15 protein-coding genes are annotated in these 17,393 nt (G+C 47.6%); 7 read left to right on the forward strand and 8 right to left on the reverse strand.

The features are described from left to right. Window positions 1-3 precede the first annotated feature (3 nt). From OOK74_RS11705 to napF, 5 genes are all read right to left on the reverse strand, one after another. Window positions 4-579, reverse strand: coding sequence for a NapC/NirT family cytochrome c (locus OOK74_RS11705; RefSeq protein WP_166015385.1), 576 nt, complete (start codon window positions 577-579; stop codon window positions 4-6). 17 nt (window positions 580-596) lie between these two features. Continuing rightward, window positions 597-1,052: a nitrate reductase cytochrome c-type subunit gene (locus OOK74_RS11710; RefSeq protein WP_274723070.1), complete on the reverse strand. Its 456-nt coding sequence runs from the start codon at window positions 1,050-1,052 to the stop codon at window positions 597-599. 66 nt (window positions 1,053-1,118) lie between these two features. Then, window positions 1,119-3,608 (reverse strand): periplasmic nitrate reductase subunit alpha, encoded by a 2,490-nt coding sequence (gene napA, locus OOK74_RS11715; protein ID WP_274723069.1) that lies wholly within the window; start codon window positions 3,606-3,608, stop codon window positions 1,119-1,121. Between the two features lie 106 nt (window positions 3,609-3,714). Next, window positions 3,715-3,993: a chaperone NapD gene (locus OOK74_RS11720; protein ID WP_278183430.1), complete on the reverse strand. Its 279-nt coding sequence runs from the start codon at window positions 3,991-3,993 to the stop codon at window positions 3,715-3,717. A 26-nt stretch (window positions 3,994-4,019) separates the two neighbouring features. Continuing rightward, window positions 4,020-4,529: a ferredoxin-type protein NapF gene (napF, locus tag OOK74_RS11725; protein WP_278183431.1), complete on the reverse strand. Its 510-nt coding sequence runs from the start codon at window positions 4,527-4,529 to the stop codon at window positions 4,020-4,022. Between the two features lie 250 nt (window positions 4,530-4,779). On the opposite strand from napF, the gene narQ reads away from it, so the two are divergent. Together narQ and OOK74_RS11735 are read left to right on the forward strand one after the other, a co-directional pair. Further along, the gene (narQ, locus tag OOK74_RS11730) at window positions 4,780-6,447 is read left to right on the forward strand and encodes a nitrate/nitrite two-component system sensor histidine kinase NarQ (RefSeq protein ID WP_278183621.1); all 1,668 of its coding nucleotides are present in this window, start codon (window positions 4,780-4,782) and stop codon (window positions 6,445-6,447) included. 51 nt (window positions 6,448-6,498) lie between these two features. Beyond that, on the forward strand, window positions 6,499-7,122 hold the full coding sequence (locus OOK74_RS11735) for a response regulator (RefSeq protein WP_274723065.1): 624 nt from the start codon (window positions 6,499-6,501) through the stop codon (window positions 7,120-7,122). Window positions 7,123-7,271: 149 nt separating this feature from the next. Here the strand turns inward: OOK74_RS11735 and OOK74_RS11740 are convergent, their stop codons facing one another. Further along, on the reverse strand, window positions 7,272-9,038 hold the full coding sequence (locus OOK74_RS11740) for a methyl-accepting chemotaxis protein (protein ID WP_278183432.1): 1,767 nt from the start codon (window positions 9,036-9,038) through the stop codon (window positions 7,272-7,274). 145 nt (window positions 9,039-9,183) lie between these two features. Here OOK74_RS11740 and OOK74_RS11745 point away from each other — a divergent pair, with 145 nt between their 5' ends. Beyond that, a complete protein-coding gene (locus OOK74_RS11745; RefSeq protein WP_277206923.1) occupies window positions 9,184-9,849 on the forward strand; it encodes a beta-phosphoglucomutase family hydrolase in 666 nt (221 codons plus the stop codon). A 108-nt stretch (window positions 9,850-9,957) separates the two neighbouring features. Here OOK74_RS11745 and bamJ read toward each other — a convergent pair whose 3' ends face one another. Next, window positions 9,958-10,431 carry a BamJ family beta-barrel-assembly machinery protein gene (gene bamJ / locus OOK74_RS11750; protein ID WP_277206924.1) on the reverse strand — a complete coding sequence of 158 codons (474 nt, stop codon included), beginning with the start codon at window positions 10,429-10,431 and terminating at the stop codon, window positions 9,958-9,960. A gap of 260 nt (window positions 10,432-10,691) precedes the next feature. On the opposite strand from bamJ, the gene OOK74_RS11755 reads away from it, so the two are divergent. Then, window positions 10,692-11,306, forward strand: a complete 615-nt coding sequence (locus OOK74_RS11755; RefSeq protein ID WP_278183433.1) for an OmpA family protein — start codon at window positions 10,692-10,694, stop codon at window positions 11,304-11,306. Window positions 11,307-11,494: 188 nt separating this feature from the next. Here the strand turns inward: OOK74_RS11755 and glpD are convergent, their stop codons facing one another. Continuing rightward, the gene (gene glpD / locus OOK74_RS11760; RefSeq protein WP_278183434.1) at window positions 11,495-13,033 is read right to left on the reverse strand and encodes a glycerol-3-phosphate dehydrogenase; all 1,539 of its coding nucleotides are present in this window, start codon (window positions 13,031-13,033) and stop codon (window positions 11,495-11,497) included. Between the two features lie 342 nt (window positions 13,034-13,375). Between glpD and cscK the strand changes: the two genes are divergently transcribed. From cscK to OOK74_RS11775, 3 genes are all read left to right on the forward strand, one after another. Continuing rightward, the gene (gene cscK / locus OOK74_RS11765) at window positions 13,376-14,296 is read left to right on the forward strand and encodes a fructokinase (protein WP_274723059.1); all 921 of its coding nucleotides are present in this window, start codon (window positions 13,376-13,378) and stop codon (window positions 14,294-14,296) included. A 319-nt stretch (window positions 14,297-14,615) separates the two neighbouring features. Beyond that, a complete protein-coding gene (locus OOK74_RS11770; RefSeq protein ID WP_278183435.1) occupies window positions 14,616-15,980 on the forward strand; it encodes a carbohydrate porin in 1,365 nt (454 codons plus the stop codon). Between the two features lie 215 nt (window positions 15,981-16,195). Beyond that, window positions 16,196-17,236 (forward strand): AbrB family transcriptional regulator, encoded by a 1,041-nt coding sequence (locus OOK74_RS11775; protein WP_278183436.1) that lies wholly within the window; start codon window positions 16,196-16,198, stop codon window positions 17,234-17,236. The last annotated feature ends 157 nt before the right edge of the window (window positions 17,237-17,393 follow it).

A 17,393-nucleotide genomic window follows, 5' to 3' on the forward strand; every position in this document is an offset into this window, starting at 1 on the left:
TCCTTATTGCCAGCCTTCAACACCATGCATGTCGGGTAGGTTATGTGCGATACCTTTATGGCAGTCGACACAGGTTTTTTCACCAGAGGCGAGTGCGGTGGAGTGCTGTTGCGCGGCACGCGTACTTTGCTCTGAAAAATCCATGTAGTTGAACTGGTGACAGTTACGACATTCCAACGAGTCATTCTTTTTCAAGCGTGCCCATTCACGTTCTGCTAAGTGAGCACGGCGTGCTTGGAACTTCTCTTGAGTATCAATGGTACCAATAAAGTGGGCGACCAATTCTTTGGAGGCTTGCACTTTACGCACAATTTTATCGCCCCACTCATGGGGTACATGGCAGTCAGAGCAGATGGCTCGAACGCCTGAGCGGTTTGAATAGTGAATCGTCTCTTGAATTTCAGCTACAATCGGAGCGTGACAACCTGAGCAAAACTCTTCGCTGTTGGTGGCTTCCATCCCAGTGTTGAATGCGCCCCAAAACAGTAGGCCACCAATAAATCCCATCAGTAATACTACGCCAACGGCGGCTTTACTTGGACGAGATAAACGAAGCCAAAACGCTTTTAGAAATTTCATAAATGGCCTCTTTGGGGTTAACGAAGCGCATCAACGCGTTCGAAATCGTTCTCAACCAGTGGCTTGGCATCGGCTTGAGGCACGTGGCACTGCAAACAGAAGTAGCGACGTGGAGAGACATCCGAAAGTACCGCATCTTCACGATTGATAAAGTGCGTTACGCTGATCTTGGTCGCGCCCATCTCTTTGGCATTTTTCCAACTGTGGCAAGCCAGACACTTATTCGCGTTTAACGAGACTTCGTAATTACGAATATTGTGTGGGATCAGCGGTGGCTGATAGACAAAATCACTTTCCAACGCTTGTTCACGTGGAAATTTTTTCATGGGATCCGCGGCGCGCGTATCTTCAATTTCGCTGGCGCCACGCAGTGATTCTAAACCACCAATTCCGCCTGGATTATTCAGCTCAGCATGTGCGATACCAGCCAGTACCGTAAACACTGAAAGTAAGGCAATGAGTTGTTTTTTCATCGTAAATTCTCCGCCTTGCGGCTTAATTCTTTATCTGGGCTGACGAGCAGCCCAGTACAATCAGGGTTACGCGACTTTAGTGATTTTCACCGGGCACTTTTTGAAGTCAGTTTGCTTCGAAAGTGGATCGGTCGCATCGAGGATCAACTTGTTGATCAAAATGCGTGCATCAAAGAAAGGCACGAACACTAAGCCTTTAGGCGGCTTGTTACGGCCACGGGTTTCAACGCGAACTCGTACTTCACCACGTGAGTTAGACATCAGCACTTCATCACCGCGGCGCAAACCACGAGCTTGCGCATCTTCGTGGTGCATATAACACAATGCATCCGGTACGGCTTTGTACAGCTCAGGCACACGACGAGTCATGGTGCCGGTATGCCAGTGTTCCAGAACCCGTCCGGTACACAGCCACAGGTCATATTCTGCGTTTGGTACTTCTGGTGGAGCTTCGTAAGGGGATGAAATGATCCACGCTTTACCATCTGGCTTACCGTAGAAATCCCAGCCTGAACCCGCTTTAGCGTAAGGATCCAAACCTTCTTTAAAGCGCCATTTGGTCTCTTTACCATCGACCACTGGCCAACGTAGACCACGAACTTGGTGGTAAACATCGTAAGGGGCTAAATCATGGGCATGACCGCGGCCGAACGAGGCATACTCTTCAAATAAGCCTTTTTGAATGTAGAAGCCAAAGTGATGGGCATCATCGTTCAGTTCACGCGCTTCGCTGAGTGGGAATTTATCCACTTGACCATTTTTGAACAAGACATCAAACAGAGTTTTGCCACGCCATTGTGGGGCTTTCGCCAGCAACTCTTCTGGCCACACTTCTTCAACTTTGAAGCGTTTTGAAAACTCAATCACTTGCCATGAATCTGAACGTGCTTCGCCGACGGTTTTCACTTGTTGGTACCAAGCTTGGGTACGACGCTCTGCGTTACCGTAAACCCCTTCTTTTTCTACCCACATCGCGGTTGGCAGGATCAGGTCCGCCGCTTGCGCAGTGACGGTTGGGTAAGGATCTGAGACGACGATGAAGTTTTCAGGGTTACGATAACCCGGTAAACGCTCTTCGTTGATGTTCGGACCGGCTTGCATGTTGTTGTTACATTGTACCCAGTAACAGTTCAGCACCCCATCTTTGAGCATGCGATCTTGTTGTACCGCGTGGAAGCCCGGTTTATCAGGAATAGTGCCTTCTGGCAGTTGCCAAATTTTTTCGGCAATCGCACGGTGTTTCGGGTTGGCCACCACCATATCCGCAGGTAAACGGTGTGAGAAAGTCCCCACTTCACGAGCGGTACCACAAGCCGATGGCTGACCAGTCAGTGAAAATGGACTGTTACCCGGAGTAGCAATTTTACCGGTTAGCAAATGTAGGTTGTAGACCAAGCTTTGCATCCAAACTCCACGAGTATGTTGGTTCATACCCATAGTCCACAGTGACATCACTTTGGTATTTGGATCGGCATACTGTTTCGCCAATGCGATCAGTTTATCTGGCGCAACACCTGAAATTTCAGCGGCTTTTTCAACCGTGTACGCGGCAACCGATTTTTTGTACTGCTCAAATGAAATATCGCTAACGCTGTCGACGTTGGGATTCTTCGCTTGTTTTTGCAGTGGGTGCTCATCACGCAAACCGTAACCGATATCGGTGGTCGCTTGTTTGAAATGGGTGTGTTTGTTGACAAAATCCCAGTTCACCGCATTGTTTTGAATGATGTAGTTGGCGATGAAGTTGGCGATCGCAAGATCCGATTGCGGGTGGAAAATGTAGCCGTGATCCGCCAATTCAAACGAGCGATGGTAATAAGTCGACAATACGTTGACTTTGACGTGCGGGTGGCTCAAGCGACGATCAGTGATCCGCGTCCAAAGCACTGGGTGCATTTCTGCCATGTTTGAACCCCACAGCACGAAAGCGTCGGCGTGTTCAAAGTCATCATAGCAGCCCATTGGTTCATCAATACCAAAGGTACGCATAAAGCCCACTACTGCAGAAGCCATACAGTGGCGCGCATTCGGGTCAATGTTATTGCTGCGGAAACCGGCTTTCATCAGTTTCACTGCTGAGTAACCTTCCATCACCGTCCATTGACCAGAGCCGAACATCCCAATGCTGGATGGGCCTTTGGCTTTGAGTGATGCTTTCCATTTTTCTGCCATCACATCAAAAGCGGTGTCCCAAGAGACAGGGGTAAAATCGCCGTCTTTATGATATTGACCATCTTTCATACGCAGCAGTGGCGTCTTGAGACGATCTTGGCCGTACATGATTTTAGACAGGAAGTAACCTTTGATACAGTTCAGACCTTTGTTTACCGGAGCTTCCGGGTCACCTTGGGTGGCGACAACGCGACCATTTTGGGTTCCGACGAGTACAGAGCAACCAGTACCACAAAAACGACAAGGCGCTTTGTCCCAATGAATAGCAGTTTGATCGGAACTTGCGATCAAATTAGCGGCAGAAGCGGGGAGGGTGATCCCTGCAACCGCTGCGGCGGAGGCAGCTGCATTTGCTTTCACAAACGCACGTCTGGTCATTTTCATACATTACCTCGAGTTGAGAAAAGGCATTTCTAGTGTGTAATTATTGCTTGCCACTTGATTGTCACCCACCCTTAGGGTAGGTGAGCGCGTATTTCAAGTGGCAGGGTTATAGTTCATCTTCTTCTGCGCTTTCTACTTGGTGAAATACCAAGAAAGCGTTCAGCACATTAGGAAGATGATTGATGTGTTCAATGGTTTCGGTGATGAAGCCTTGGCGTTCAGTTTCCACCACCACGACGAGTTTTCCTTGCGGGTCCTCGCCGTAAATTTCGACATCAGCCAGTTGGCTAATTTGTTGTTTTACGGTGGCGAGATGCTCTGGCAAAGTGTGGATCACTAAGCTTGAAATGTGGATTTCATGCAGTGAATCTAAAGGTAGTGACATCTTGCTCTCCAATTTTGCCTCGCGGTTTAAGCGATATTCTTAGTATAGTCAACGGCAGTATAGTAGACGGCGATTGCGCTGCTTGGACAAACGGCAACACAAGCACCACAACCGGAACAGTTTGGTTGATTGACCTGTGGCGTTGCTGTGCGTCCAAGTTGTAAAGCAAACTGGATCGCCTCGGCAGGACAAGCATCCTGACAAGAACGGCACTCCACTTGGTTATGCGCCAGACACTGGCTGGCAATTTGAGCGCTGGCTTGCCAAGGTGCGGCACTTTGCGGCAGAAAAATCGGTTCCGGACAGCTTTGGGCACATTGATAACAGAAAGTGCATTCATCTAGCGAAAAATCGATGCTGGGAAAGCCACCATCGCCGGTTTTGATGATCTGGGTTTCACACGCTTGGAGGCATTTACCACAGCGAGTACAGTCATCAATAAATGCTGATGGGTTGGCTATCCAAGGCAATCTGACTTGGCTTGGCGGCGTTTGCTGGTCAGCGGTAAACCAGCGTCGTTTGCTTAAATCGACCATTGTTTCCCCCCCGCGCGCTCACAACCAACCCTATTTCCATACACAAATTGTAGTTTTTAACCTATTTGTATAAATACCTCTTAGGAGGTAATTAGGCGGGGCGGTTGTTTTGGATCAATAAATCTACCTACTCATTTCGGATAGTGTAGCCCCAAATCGGATAATGTTGGCGCAAAGAGGTGGCAGCTTAGTGAGTGATGAGAGAGAAATGGCGTTGTCGAGTTCGGTACCCAAATCATTAACGCGCACCATGGCGAAAGCTATGCTGCTGATCCTATTCTTATCCGCCTTGACCACAGGGGTGGCGATTGTCACGTTGGCTTCGTCACTGAATGATGCCGAAGCGGTCAACGTTTCTGGCTCGATGCGCATGCAAAGTTATCGACTGGCGTATGATATTCAAGCCCAATCGAAAGATTACCAAGCACACATTTATCTGTTTGAGCATTCACTGTATTCACCTTCGATGTTGGCACTGTTGCATTGGACGGTACCGAGCGATATTCAGCGTGATTATTACCAATTGATCGACCGTTGGCATCAGCTCAAAAAAGTGCTCAATAGTGAAAACAAAGCGCAATATTTTGATGAAGTGGCCCCTTTTGTCAGTTTGGTGGATAGCTTTGTGCTTAAGCTGCAACGCTTTTCTGAACGTAAGCTGATTGCCTTGGCTGCGGTCGGCAGTTTTGGTCTTGGTGGGATTTTCGCCGTCTCGCTGTTTGTGGTGTATTACATTCGTGAAGAGGTGGTCAAACCGTTAAATGCGCTGGTGGCCGCCAGTGAAAAAATCAAAAATCGCACCTTTGATGTCGCCTTAGATGAAACCAGCAGCACCGAAATGGGCATCCTCACGCGTACTTTTAACAGCATGGCCGGTGATCTCGGTAATTTGTATCGTGGACTAGAACATGCGGTGAATGAAAAAACCCATAAACTACAAGCCGCGAATCAAACCTTACAAGTGTTGTACCACTCATCGCAAGAGTTGACCGCTTCACGGATCACTACGAGTAATTTCCAAAATATTTTGCGTCACTGGGTAGCAGTGGATGGGATCTGTGCTCTGCGTTTAGAAATTGATGACCAAGCTGGTAAATCTTTGATTTTAGAGGAAGGCAAGCCAAGTGGCGGATTGATGCTGCAAACCCCACTCACTTTAGATGGACAGCATCTGGGGTTGTTATATTGGGATGCCAGTGCGCCGGGGCCCGATCGTGCATTGATTGATAATTTCGCGCAGATTTTGTCACGCGCAATATACTACAACCAAGCGCAGCGCCAAGCCGAACAGTTGCTTTTGATGGAAGAACGCGCCACTATCGCGCGCGAATTGCATGATTCACTTGCGCAATCGCTATCTTATTTGAAAATTCAGCTCACCTTGCTGAAGCGTTCGGTGATGTCACTGCCTGCCGAAGCCAATTTGAGCAAAGCGGAAACCATCATTGGCGATATCGACCAAGGTTTATCGGATGCTTATACCCAATTGCGCGAGTTACTGACCACTTTTCGTCTCACCTTAAGTGAAGGCAGTTTTGGGCAGTCATTGCAGAGTATGTTGACTCAGATTGCGGCACAAACCGAGGCTAATATTGAACTGAATAATGCCTTGTCATCGATGGATCTCGATGCCCATCAACAAGTGCATTTAGTGCAGTTGATCCGTGAAGCTACGATTAACGCCATTAAACATGCTAAGGCCAGCACGATTAGGATTAATTGCCAAGAGCAAGCCGGGGAGGTGCTGGTCACGATTGAAGATGACGGGATCGGTTTTGATCCACAAGGTCACAAGCTTAACCATTATGGGATGAGCATTATGCAAGAGCGTGCCGCCCGTTTAGGTGGCACGTTACAGGTTGACTCTGCACCGGGTAAAGGGTGCAAGGTGAGGCTGACTTATGCCCAAGCCACTTGAGACACCAGGATCAGATCGGGTGATAACCATTGAACGAGGAGATACAGAATAATGAGCTATAAGGTTCTTTTGGTGGATGATCACCCATTGATGCGCCGCGGCATTCATCAATTACTCAATTTTGAAGCGGAATTCGACGTCGTGGCCGAAGCAAGTAATGGCGCCGAAGCGATTGCGCTGGCACACGATTTGCGACCGGATTTGATCTTGCTTGATTTGAATATGAAGGGCATGTCCGGTTTAGATACGCTTACCGCACTGCGTATGGATGAGTGTGATGCCTATGTGGTGATCTTAACGGTTTCCGATAGTGCGGCGGATATTGAAGCGCTGGTTAAAGCGGGGGCGGACGGTTATTTGCTCAAAGATACGGAGCCGGATCAATTGATCGCTCTGCTTAAACAAGCGTTGCAAGGGGATAAAGCTTACAGTGAGGCGGTGACACGCTATTTGCTGAATCGTGGTGAGGTACGCAATCCTTTTGCCACATTGACGGAACGCGAAATGCAGATCATGTCGGAAGTGGCGAAAGGATTTCGTAATCGAGAGATCGCTGAGCGTCTGTTTATCTCAGAATCGACCGTGAAAGTGCATATGAAAAGTTTACTGAAAAAGCTGGATGTACCTTCACGCACTGCCGCCACGATTGTCTATTTGGAGCATTATTCTAACTGATTGCATCTTTGCTCCGTTGTGGGTAATAGCAATAGAGGCGATATGTTCAACTAGAAGAATTACGGCTCGATTATTCCGCGGTTTGATTAACTCACGAAGGCTCAAGCAGAGCCTTCGCGCAGGCTTAAGTGATACGCTGGTGCCTTTACTTATTGATTTCGATTAGTATGAAACTCGGCAACCGTTTCATCCATTTCATGGGCTTGGCGAGAAACCATGTCCACCTCAACTAGGCAGTGCTGTGCCGAATGCATATTGTTGTCAGAAATGGTATTCAGTTCGGTGATCGATTGACTGACGTGATCCATCACACAACCTTGCTCTTCAATTGCCGCTGCAATCCGCTGCGAGTTATCTTGAATAGTGTTCATATCAAAAATAATTTGCTGCAAGCTTTCATCAAGTTGACGTGATGCACTGAGCGTCTCTTGCCCTTGATGATTACACTGTACAATCTCTTCGACCACTTGGCTCATCTGAGACTGAATATCCGACACCACTCGGGTGATCTCTTCGGTGGATTGATGGGTACGAGTGGCCAGTGAACGTACTTCATCAGCCACCACGGCGAATCCACGTCCTTGTTCACCGGCACGCGCAGCTTCAATCGCAGCGTTGAGCGCCAGCAAATTGGTTTGCTCGGCAATGCCCTGAATAATGCTGACCGCACCTCCAATTTTTTCCACTAAGGTGTTCAGTGAACCAATCGAGATTTGGCTTTTCTGCAGAGTTGATGAGAGTAGATCGATGTTTTTCACTGTGGTGACGACTACGCTGCGCCCATGTTCGGCATTGTGAGTGGCTTGGTTGACGCCATCGACCGCAATATTGGTGCTTTGCGAAATTTCACTGATGGTGGAGACCATCTGTTGTACCGAGGTTGCCATTAACGCAATATGTTCCGACTGGACATTAAACTGTGTAATTACCTGCTCAAGTTCGTTATGCATGCTCGAAGTGCTGGTATACAACTGATGAGATTTAGTTTGTGAGCCGCTGATCAATTGCTCAAATTTATCCAGTAGTCCATTGAAGTAACGGGCGACCGCAGTTAATTCATCTTGACCAGTCAGTTTGGCACGCAGAGAAATATCATTGGTTTGGGCAATGCGCTGGATCACCGCGAGTAGCTGGGTGATCTGTAAGTTAATCGAGCGGCTAATTTGGTAAATCACCAACAAAATGGCGAACACTACGCCAACCGTGACCGTGATTTGAACCGTTTTCATGGTGTGCTGTTTTTGCTCAACCGCTTGGCTCAACATGGTTGAGAAGTTTTTAAAGCGCTCTTCTACCGCATGAGACTTGGCTCGTGCTTGGCCAAGTAAACCTTGATTGTAGGTTAAACCAATCACCTTTTTTTGGGCTACGACGGCTTGTGCGGCATTGATGAGCTGAGGATATTGGTTAAATGCGTTGCTGGTGATGGTACCGTCCAGCAGTTGTTGATGAAAATCGTGCAGGGCTAAGCGCGCATCGGTTGATAGCTGCTGTTGAGTGTGGTTGAACGCTTGATAGTAGCTGTGCCATAAACCACGTTGTTGATCTAAACCTAGAGTTTGATAAGCATTGACCAATTGTTCAAAACTGCGTTTGTATTCGAGTAAATCACTGCGTAGCGCGTTAGAATCCCCAAGCTGATACTTGAGCATGACCGCATCGAGATCACTTTGTAGAGCGAGAAAAAGGTCACTATTTTTCTGGAAAGTTTCGAGATATTTTGCATCACTGCGCAGCAGAAAGTCTTTTTCGTTACGTCTTAAATTGAGTAATCGGACTTCGAGTTTATCGACTTGGTTGACGGCTCGATTAAGCTCATCGTTGGTGGTGGCGAATTGTGAGGTAGTAAAAAAAATCGCAATCGATCCTAAAATGGCTATGATGGCCAAACTATACAGCTTATTTTTAATATTCATGGTATTACCTAGTTATTATTTTACTTAACAGACTGTTGCAAGCGTAAATGAATGTCTGAATCTAAACTGCGCTGCAGTGTACTGGTAATAAGCAAACGATCAATAGCTTAGAAGCTTATCCGATTCGGTTTTCTATGAATTATTAATGACAAATTCCTTATTAAGCGTGGGAGATAACGTGATTAGTATCAATTTTAATCAGTACCATGGCTTCATCTTTGATATGGATGGAACTCTTCTTGATACCATGCCGGCGCATATAGCCGCTTGGCAAGCCACTGCTGAGCAGTTTGACTTTCCCTTTGATGCCGCGTGGCTTTATGGCTTAGGAGGCATGCCTAGTGCAAAAATTGTTGAGCAGATCAATCACAAATTAAATATGACGCTGGATCCTGAGCAGGTGGCGGCTTATAAGATGGCGCAGTTTGCTAAGTTGGGTTTGCAAGCGGATCTGATCCCTGCTACCTATCAGCTATTGTGTCAGTGGCATGGTCAGAAAAAGATGGCGATTGGCACAGGCAGTCAACGAGCAAGTGCGCTGGGTTTACTCACTCGTGCCCAAGTCGTGGATAAATTTGATGTGATTGTCAGTGCGAGCGATGTCACTGAGCATAAACCGCATCCCGAAACCTTTTTGAGTGCCTGTGAGCAGATGGGATTACAGCCTAAGCAGTGTCTGGTGTTTGAGGATACTCAGCTAGGTATGCAAGCGGCGCATGCTGGAGGGATGGATTGTGTATTGGTCAGCGAGCAAGGATTGGCGTTTTATCCTGCTGCGGCTCAGCCAGCTTCAGCGGTGAGCATTATTTAGCGCCAAAAAAAGCTGCCGCGGCAGCTTTTTCTATTCTATGGATGGCGTATTAAATGGATTGCTCGGTTCAGCGCGATATCCAATCTGTTTGCGGCAAACTCAGCGAATTTATTCAATCGCCAGCAGTTCAACCTCAAAAATTAATACGGCAGAAGGTGGGATAGGGCCAGTGCCACTTTTGCCATAGCCTAGATTGCTTGGCACATAAAAGCGTGTTTTTTCGCCGACCACCATCAGTTGTACACCCTCTTGCCAACCTTTGATCACTTGGTTCAACCCAAAGCTGATCGGTTCTCCGCGTGCTACTGAACTATCAAACACCGTACCATCGATTAATTCACCGTGGTAATGCACTTTTACCCGACTTTTCGGCCCCGGATGCTCGGTTCCGTTGCCCGCTTGTAATACCTGGTACTGCAAGCCACTATCGGTGGTGATCACATCTTCACGTTGGCCATTTTCGGTCAGAAAATGCTGTCCAGCCGCAAAATTAGCATCGGCCGCTTTATGGTTAGTCCAAGTGCGATAAATCATAAAGCCAGCGAGTAGAAAAACAACTAAGGGAATAATAATTTTCGACATAAAACGTTTAACGTCCTTTAACAGCAATATTGCCTTGCGACTTGAAGCGCTTGCGCTCAAGTAATCAAGAGAGTTGATCCGCTTGAAATCACAGACCGGATTCCGTGAGTCGCTGTCCATGCGGGAATGAACAACCAGCCACATTCTAACCATGGATTATGTGATGGCAAGCTAGCGCTGGGTAAATTGTTATTGATCAGCAATAAAGTTTTACCAAATGCGCCGATACTATATAAGAGATCAACAACTGAGTATGGGATATGAAATTCTGGATTTGCTGCATGGCATTATGCTTGGCGGGATGTGGTTCACTGGCAACCGATCGTATGCTCAGTAACAATTTGTTGGATGTTGCGCCGCAAAGTGATGCGGATGTGCGTCATCCAGAGTGGGGCTATGCCACCAAGAAGAGTGTGGTCGCACTGCCGCACAACATACCGCAACCACAACCGAATCGCTATATGCTGATCCAGCAATATTTGCTCACGAGCGGTATTGAGCATGAATTTATTGCCGGCGCTCACCCCACGATAAAGTTAAAACAAACCGTCAAGTTTGCCACTGGATCGGCTCAGCTTTCCAATCAATCTCTACAATGGTTAGATCGCGTCGCGCGCTTTTTATCCACTCAAAATGGAATTGAAGTGGTGTTAGAAGGCCACGCTGATAGCACCGGCACAGAGCGATTTAACGATACCCTGTCACAAAGAAGAGCCAATGCGGTGAAAAATGCGCTGATCCAGCGTCAGGTGGCGCAAAATACCATTTATACCCGCGGCTTTGGCGAGCATGTGCCTGCGTGTAGCAATAACACGCAGACTGGTCGTGCCTGTAACCGCCGAGTTGAAGTGCGTTTTATCTTAGCTGGACAATAAGTTGAGTATTGCAGTACTAAAACAGACACTCAAACCATTCAAAATGATTTGAAAAAGTGGGGTTAATATGGTTACCCCCATCTTTTGAGTGTCTTGATCAATAAAATTCACACCATTACTTTCTTCAAGAGTAGAGCACTTCAAGATTAGAGCACTTCAAGAGTATAGCTATTCAAGGCTATGGCTATTTAAACCGCTTGTTGGGCAATCCGCTGATTGAGCTCTCTTTGCTGCAAATAGCTTTCCACTTTGATCATTAACGCATGATCATGATTCAAGCCAAGTTTGCTTCTGCGCCAGAAAATATCGCTCGCCTGCCGAGCAAACTCTTGCTCACACAAATAGTCGATTTCTTTTTGATACAGCTCATCACTAAAAGCCATCCCGAGATCATCGATCGCGGTGACGCCCATTAACAGTTGCCGGGTACGGCTGCCATAACTGCGTAGCCAGCGTGCGATTAAAGGTTCGGCAATAAATGGAAACTCAGTGAGTAGCTGATTTTTTAACGTGAGATGATCAAAACCTTCACCGCCGGGCAATGAGGCATTAGCGGTCCATGGCGCACCCATCTGTGGCAGGAAAGGGGCAAGTTGGGTCATTGCTGCTTCAGCAAGTTTACGATAAGTGGTCAGCTTGCCACCAAAAATGGACAGCAATGGTGCTTGATCGTCTGGGTGATCCAGCGCCAACGTGTAGTCTCTGGTTATCGCCTGTGGGGAATTGGATTCATCATCACACAGTGGCCGCACTCCGCTAAACTCCGCAATAATATCAGAGCGTGTGATTTGATGGATAAAATGCTTATTCACAATCGCAATCAAATAATCACGTTCAGCATCGGTGATGGCGACTTGTCGCGGATCTCCGTGGTATTCCACATCGGTGGTGCCGATCATCGAATATTGTTCAAGATAAGGGATCACGAACACAATTCGCTTATCCTCATTTTGCAAAATATAGGCTTGCGGCTCAGCGTGAATGCGCGGCACGATAATATGTGAGCCTTGAATTAAGCGAATGCCATAAGGCGAATTGAGCTGGGCATGGTGATGTAAAAATTGTTTGACCCAAGGACCGGTTGCATTGACTAATGCATGGCTACGGCGCTCAAAGCGTTGCTTGGTTTGCTCATCAAACAGCGTCACGTGCCATAACTTACCCACGCGTTGGGCTTTTTCTACCGTGCAGTAATTGAGCACTTCACCGCCTTGTTCATGGGCTTGCAGTGCATTGAGCAGTACCAAGCGCGCATCATCGACCCAACAATCGGAATATTCAAAACCCACCGCCATTTCCGGTTTGGTGATGGTTCCCGCTTTAAGCGCCACTTTATGGCTGGCGGGCAGTGAAGTTCGTTTGCTTAAGTGATCATAAAGAAATAACCCGGCACGGATCATCCAAGCTGGGCGCAAGAAAGGTCGGTGCGGCAGACGAAAACGCATTGGCGTGACAATGTGTGGGGCTTTATTGAGTAGCACTTCGCGTTCGGCCAGTGCTTCACTGACTAAGCGAAATTCATAATGTTCTAAATAGCGTAGACCGCCATGCACCAACTTCGAGCTCGCCGAAGAGGTGGCGCTGGCAAAATCTTTTGCTTCATATAAACCGACTTTGAGTCCGCGTCCGCTGGCATCGGCGGCGATACCAGCACCATTGATGCCACCACCGACAATAATCAGGTCGAGCACTTCATTGGAGGTGAAACGTGTTGAGCGACTATTCATGGTTATCTCCGCATTATTTATTTTCGTTTTTGCTCTTTAATGTTCGTATGAAAACATTAAAGCACACGAGTGCGCAATATTTCTACTATGAAATTTGATCTTGATCAGAAATGAATCAAGAGTCGATGCTTGATGAGTCGATCAGCAAAGGAGTCATCGAAAGGGTGAACATTCGATAGGTATCGTTCCCAATAAGGTAAAGTGGAAATGCGCGACAAATTGCCAATCTTTATCTGAGCTCACAAATTTCATCAATTTCTGGATCGTTTTTAGTGTCGCTAGTGTTGCCGCTGAAACGCTTTAGTTAGACTTCAATCCAACAATCATTTCAGGAGTAGTTTGATGTCTAAAGTATGGTTAACCGGTGATGCAGTGGTGGATTTGATCCCCGATGGAGATCAGCATTATTTAAAATGTCCCGGTGGTGCACCGGCTAATGTTGCGGTCGCGATTGCACGGCTGGGTGGTGAGTGTGCTTTTTTTGGTCGTGTCGGGAACGATCCCTTTGGTCGTTTTATGCAGCAGACCTTGATCGAACAGCAGGTCGATTGTCAGTACTTAGCTTTTGATCCTGAGCGACGCACTTCGACCGTGCTGGTGGATCTGGATGAGCATGGCGAGCGCAGCTTTACCTTTATGGTTAAGCCGAGTGCCGATCAGTTTCTTCAGCCGAGTGATATTCCGCGCTTTGAATCCGGCCAATGGTTACATGTCTGTTCGATCGCGTTGGCCAATCAACCCAGTCGCAGCAGCACCTTGAGTGCCATTCAACAAATGAAACAAGCTGGGGGTTACATCAGTTTTGATCCTAATTTACGTGAAGAAGTGTGGGCGCAGCCAAGCGAGCTAAGAGCGGTAGTGATGGAGGCGGTGCGTTTGGCGGATGTGGTCAAATTTTCAGCCGATGAGCTGCAATATTTAACCGAAACCGATTCGATTGAAGAGGGATTAAAGGCACTTGAGCAGTACCAGATCCCATTAGTGGTGGTGACGCTTGGCGCGCAAGGCGCATTAGTGGTCACCCCGGACGGGCAGCAGATGGTGGCCGGTAAAGTGGTTAAGCCGCTAGATACGACCGGAGCTGGTGATGCTTTTGTCGGCGGGCTGCTTTATCACTTGTCAGTGGCCAAAGATTGGCAGCATCCGGCGCTGATTGTAGAGGCGGTGACAGCGGCCAATGGCTGCGGCGCATTGGCAACCACTCAAAAAGGTGCGATGACGGCCTTGCCAACTCAAGCTGCGCTAAAGCTTTTCTTAGCATAACGCGAGAAAGCATCAGTGGTGGTTGGAGCGAGTGGTTGGAGAGTTCAAATTTACAGCATCAACAAATAACGTGATGAAGTTATGAATTCTCCATTATTTTCGGGATCGTTCCCGTTTGCTTGTGTATAGTGAGTGAGCTGAGAGATTAAGCCAAAGTAATCGGTCTTTGCCAGTGAAGACAATCGCCGAATTATTTTTTGCTTAGCAGTCAAAGATTTTAGCATTGCGCCTCTTTCGAGGTTTCTTCGCACATATTGGTCATATCATTGGGAACGTTTGCAGGTTCTGGTGATAATTCAATAAGTCATGGAGATACAAAATGAAAAAACACTTAATCGCAATCACGTTGGCCAATCTATTTTTAGTCTCACACGCTGCGTATGCCAATACAGATCTCGCTGCTTTAGAAGCGCGGATCCAGCAACTTGAGCAAGCGGCGGCTGAGCGTCCAACTGCATCGGCCGCCGATTCATCTTTTGAATTTCATGGTTATGCACGAGCAGGTTTGCTGACCAACAGTGATCTCAATGGTGCGGTTGGAACCGGGCCTTATATGACCGCGGCAGGAGCGTTAGGCGCACCGGTTGGTCGATTGGGGCTAGAGGATGATAATTACTTAGAAGCCAACTTGATCCATAAACGTCAGATGCAAAATGGCTCTAGCGCGCTATTTAAAATCATGTTGGCCGACAGTACCGAAACCAGTAATGAATGGACTGCCGATGAGAGCAAGCTCAATGTGCGTCAAATGTATGCGGAATTAGCCAACTTACCTTCATTCAGCGGCGCTTTTGCGGAGAGTACGCTGTGGGCGGGTAAACGTTTCGATCGTGATAATTTTGACATTCATTTCTTCGATTCCGACATCGTGTTTCTTTCTGGAACTGGGGCCGGGATTTATGATGTTAAATTAGCCGATCAATGGCAGGCCAATTTCTCGATTTATGGGCGCGATTTTGGGCAAATTGATAGCTCAGACACTGAAATTGAAAACTATATCGTGACCATGAATAACCGTTTTGGCCCTTGGCAATTGATGCTCAGTGGCATGCATGCCGCCGATAACGCGAAACGTAGCGATAGCGTGAGCAAAACGGCTGATAGTGGCGTACATGCTTTGTTGGCTTACCATGCGCAGAGTTTCTTTGGCCTCAATGAAGGCTCATCTCAATATGGTTTATTAGTTGGTGAAGGTTTAGGGGCCGAGCTGAAAGGCATTGGCTCTAATGGCGAATTGTACAACGATGCGTTTGCGACCCGAGCTTTTGCTTCTGGGGTGACGTATTTGGCCGAGGGCTGGCGCGTAGCCCCAGCACTAATGGCCGAATACAGCCAAGATCGCTTGAAGAAAAATGATGAGTTTTTCTGGGCATCGCTGAATGTGCGTTTAGCCCAAGAGATGACCGAAAACTTTGAATTAGTTTATGAGGCTTCCTACCAATATATGGATTTGGATAATAGCCAAACACAGGCCAAAGGCAGTTTTTATAAAGCGACCTTTGCGCCAACATTTAAACTGGCGACATCGGCAGGATTTTTTGATCGACCAGAGCTGCGCTTTGCGGTCAGTTATGTGGATTGGAGCGATAAGTTAGATAACTACGCGATCGACTCAAGCAATGGCCAAACCATGGGCTCTGGCGGTGAAGCTATCTTTGCACTGCAAATGGAAACTTGGTTCTAACGATTATCCCATCGCTTTGCCAATAAAACTCGACGCCACTCGTTTCACCGCGAGTGGCGTTGTTGTTTGTAAAATGGTTGTCTGACAATGTTTGTCAGGCAATGGCCGTGCGACAACACGGCTGCCAATAAGCCAGTACAGTGTTGTTGATTGCTACTGCAAAGCGTAAGATTCGGATCTGTGATGTTACGCTATCTACCTGAAAGGAAAGCAAGATGTTCGAAAGAGCTTGTTTTACTCTCGTTATCCAAATTCTGTTGATTGCCGCTCTTGCCTCTGGGCTGGGGAGCCTGCTTGCGATCCCGTTATCGGAAATGTTTATTGCCGCCGCTATAGTGATTGTGCTGCATAAAAAGCGCTGGCTGAGCATGCAAACGCCACGCTGGTTATTATTGGTGGTGCAAATTGTGCTTGGCATCAGCGTCGGTACAACCATTAGTTTGACTGAGCTGGGCGTGAGTTTAACTCTGCCGCTGTTGATTGGCCTGTTATGTTGTTTAACCCTGCAAATCAGCATGAGCTATCTGTGGCTCACCAAAAAAGAAGGTTGGACGCCGTTTGAATCGCTACTCGGCGCTGTACCGGGTGCTATGGCGGCGATTTTAGTTATCAGCGAATCAAACCAAAAACCGTCCACCAAAGTGGTTTATGCTCATTCAATCCGGCTGATGATCCTGACATTGCTCGCACTACTGATCTCCAACCACGTGCCGGATAGCGCCGCTATTACCAACAACGTGACGCTTTACGCTTGGCTGATTTTCTTGGCTCTGGCGCTGCTCAGTTTGCTACTCGGTAAAGCCTCTACCTTACTCGGCATTCCCGCCCCTTATATGTTGGCGGCGCTACTGGTCACCGCCAGCTTTAATAGCTTCTCCATCACTATGGAAATGCAACTGCCGCAATGGATGGTGCTGTTCGCTACCGCCTTACTCGGTATTTTGATTGGCTCACGAATTGCCGATAGTACATGGCGCGAAGCCATGGCATATGCTCGCGCTGGGGTGATGGTGACGATGATTGGCCTGTTGATGGCGGTTGGCGTATCTGGCATTTTTTCGATTCTGCTCGATAAATCATGGGTGGTTCTGCTACTTGCTTGGGTCCCCGGCAGTGTCGAAGCCATGACCGCCGTCGCCTTACTGCTCGGCATGGAACCCGCATTTGTAATGATCAACCACGCCCTGCGCTTATTGTTGCTCTATTCACTGCCCGCCATGCTGAAAAAGCAGTTAGAGGCGTTGAGGGAGAGGTGATGGGGGCGTTCTTCAGTAAGAGCCAGCTAGCGAGTACAGTTAGCTCAGAATTATCCTATTCTAATTTAGAACGAACTCTATTCACGTTAATTTGTCGTCATTTATCTGAAGATAGGCTGTGCTCCCTGGTTGCATGAGTCAATATCATTCGCTAGAC

The organism is Vibrio misgurnus, assembly GCF_029635775.1.
In the GTDB taxonomy this organism is placed as follows: domain Bacteria; phylum Pseudomonadota; class Gammaproteobacteria; order Enterobacterales; family Vibrionaceae; genus Vibrio; species Vibrio chanodichtyis.

Bases quoted from the DNA above. Each gene is read 5' to 3' on its own strand.
- bamJ (WP_277206924.1), bottom strand. From the start codon at position 10,431: ATGTCGAAAATTATTATTCCCTTAGTTGTTTTTCTACTCGCTGGCTTT.
- OOK74_RS11775 (WP_278183436.1), top strand. From the start codon at position 16,196: ATGTTCGAAAGAGCTTGTTTTACTCTCGTTATCCAAATTCTGTTGATT.
- glpD (WP_278183434.1), bottom strand. From the start codon at position 13,033: ATGAATAGTCGCTCAACACGTTTCACCTCCAATGAAGTGCTCGACCTG.
- OOK74_RS11745 (WP_277206923.1), top strand. From the start codon at position 9,184: ATGACAAATTCCTTATTAAGCGTGGGAGATAACGTGATTAGTATCAAT.
- OOK74_RS11755 (WP_278183433.1), top strand. From the start codon at position 10,692: ATGAAATTCTGGATTTGCTGCATGGCATTATGCTTGGCGGGATGTGGT.
- napF (WP_278183431.1), bottom strand. From the start codon at position 4,529: ATGGTCGATTTAAGCAAACGACGCTGGTTTACCGCTGACCAGCAAACG.
- OOK74_RS11735 (WP_274723065.1), top strand. From the start codon at position 6,499: ATGAGCTATAAGGTTCTTTTGGTGGATGATCACCCATTGATGCGCCGC.
- cscK (WP_274723059.1), top strand. From the start codon at position 13,376: ATGTCTAAAGTATGGTTAACCGGTGATGCAGTGGTGGATTTGATCCCC.
- OOK74_RS11740 (WP_278183432.1), bottom strand. From the start codon at position 9,038: ATGAATATTAAAAATAAGCTGTATAGTTTGGCCATCATAGCCATTTTA.
- OOK74_RS11710 (WP_274723070.1), bottom strand. From the start codon at position 1,052: ATGAAAAAACAACTCATTGCCTTACTTTCAGTGTTTACGGTACTGGCT.
- OOK74_RS11720 (WP_278183430.1), bottom strand. From the start codon at position 3,993: ATGTCACTACCTTTAGATTCACTGCATGAAATCCACATTTCAAGCTTA.
- OOK74_RS11705 (WP_166015385.1), bottom strand. From the start codon at position 579: ATGAAATTTCTAAAAGCGTTTTGGCTTCGTTTATCTCGTCCAAGTAAA.
- napA (WP_274723069.1), bottom strand. From the start codon at position 3,608: ATGAAAATGACCAGACGTGCGTTTGTGAAAGCAAATGCAGCTGCCTCC.
- narQ (WP_278183621.1), top strand. From the start codon at position 4,780: ATGGCGAAAGCTATGCTGCTGATCCTATTCTTATCCGCCTTGACCACA.
- OOK74_RS11770 (WP_278183435.1), top strand. From the start codon at position 14,616: ATGAAAAAACACTTAATCGCAATCACGTTGGCCAATCTATTTTTAGTC.